The following is a 1,513-nucleotide window of genomic DNA, read 5'->3' on the forward strand; positions in this document are numbered from 1 at the left end:
GTATCGCATTTTCATTCTTATTATCTCTTAACTTATCAAACTAAGAGAAAGAATGGAGGCGCCTCCCGGAGTCGAACCGAGGTCCACGGATTTGCAATCCGCTGCATAGCCACTCTGCCAAGGCGCCTTTAATAGTGATTTAAGAGAACAACTCTTTGTTCATCACTCTACTCAAAATGTAGAGGCTAGATAGATGGTGCCCCGGGCCGGACTTGAACCGGCACAGCGCGAACGCCGAGGGATTTTAAATCCCTTGTGTCTACCAATTCCACCACCAGGGCAACGCAATCTTGCGAGGCCGATTACTGAAAAGTAAAAACACCATCTCTCAGCGACCTAAGCCGTGAGAACGAGGTGTACTTTAACGGAAGGAAAAAATTCGTCAACAATAAATTTTATCTTTTAATTCAAGTGATTAATTATCGAACTCAAAAGAATAAATTTAGTGCAGCTTGTACGGTTCTTATACTTGGATTTCTAATTTAAACGGACAAATCACTGACAACCATTGATTCAAATACCAATTGAATGCGGTGATTTTATTGTTTTAAACCAAGCAAATGGCGTTTTCATGTGCTTTTCACATTCAACGATTAGAGTTTGAAGTAACTCTTATTAAGAAGTAAACATGTGAAACCACTAAAACGATATCAATATGAGCGCTATGCCGTTCTTTGTAACCTCGCCTACCCTAGAGTTTTTAAGCAGACTCGCTATGGTTTTGACCCTAATGGACAACGCATCATCAAGAACCAGTTTGGTAAAACCATGATTAGAGTGTTGTGGAGTAGCGACAAAGATGAAGTGGTTGTGGTAATCAAAGGATCGCACAGTATCTCAGATTGGCTACTAACCTTTGCTCTATGGACAAGAAGCTGTAAGAGAATTGGGCTCAATTATCGTGTGCATGCGGGTTTCTACCATCTAATGCTTCAAGAGAGCCAGCCAAGTCGTAATGAAGATAAGCTTGGCTTAACCGTTATTGAGCGCTTGGAAGCCACGCTCACACCTATCATCGAACAAGGAAAAAGAGTGTCTATTACTGGCCACTCTTCCGGAGGCGCTATCGGTTGTGTCTTCGCTGATTACTTTGATCAAAAGTACCCAGGCTGTATTAAACGAATAGTGACTTTTGGCCAACCCGCCATTGGTGATTGGAGCTTTCGAAAGCACTATCGCATGAGTAAGAAGACCTACCGAATTTGCTGTGACATCGACATCGTGACCTTCATGCCACCGGTTCCTTTGCTCTATTGGCATGTAGGTAAAGTGCTTTGGCTTTATAACGGACGAATCTATGAGAACACTCCTACATTAATCCGCCTTGGTCGCTCTATCTTTAGTTGGCTGATAAGACCTTTCTCTTACCACTTAATGAGCAAGTATATCCGTAACAAAGATTTCTTTGATAAGCATTGAAATGGGTACGTAGGAAGCTTTTAGCAGGGTCAAAAACGAAAAAACCAGTCACTAGGACTGGTTTTTTCTGAATGATGGAGGCGCCTCCCGGAGT

At 42.4% G+C, this 1,513-nt stretch carries 1 protein-coding gene and 2 tRNA genes; 1 reads left to right on the forward strand and 2 read right to left on the reverse strand.

Going from position 1 to position 1,513, the window contains the following annotated elements; genetic code table 11:
- Positions 1 to 53 precede the first annotated feature (53 nt).
- A tRNA-Cys gene (locus AB4486_RS15750) sits at positions 54 to 127 on the reverse strand.
- A gap of 67 nt (positions 128 to 194) precedes the next feature.
- Positions 195 to 281 (reverse strand) — tRNA-Leu (locus AB4486_RS15755).
- Positions 282 to 630: 349 nt separating this feature from the next.
- On the opposite strand from AB4486_RS15755, the gene AB4486_RS15760 reads away from it, so the two are divergent.
- A complete protein-coding gene (locus tag AB4486_RS15760; protein ID WP_372117690.1) occupies positions 631 to 1,419 on the forward strand; it encodes a lipase family protein in 789 nt (262 codons plus the stop codon).
- Positions 1,420 to 1,513 lie beyond the last annotated feature (94 nt).

The sequence above is a fragment of the Vibrio sp. 10N.222.55.C6 genome (genome assembly GCF_041473395.1).
Taxonomy (GTDB): Bacteria; Pseudomonadota; Gammaproteobacteria; order Enterobacterales; family Vibrionaceae; genus Vibrio; species Vibrio crassostreae_C.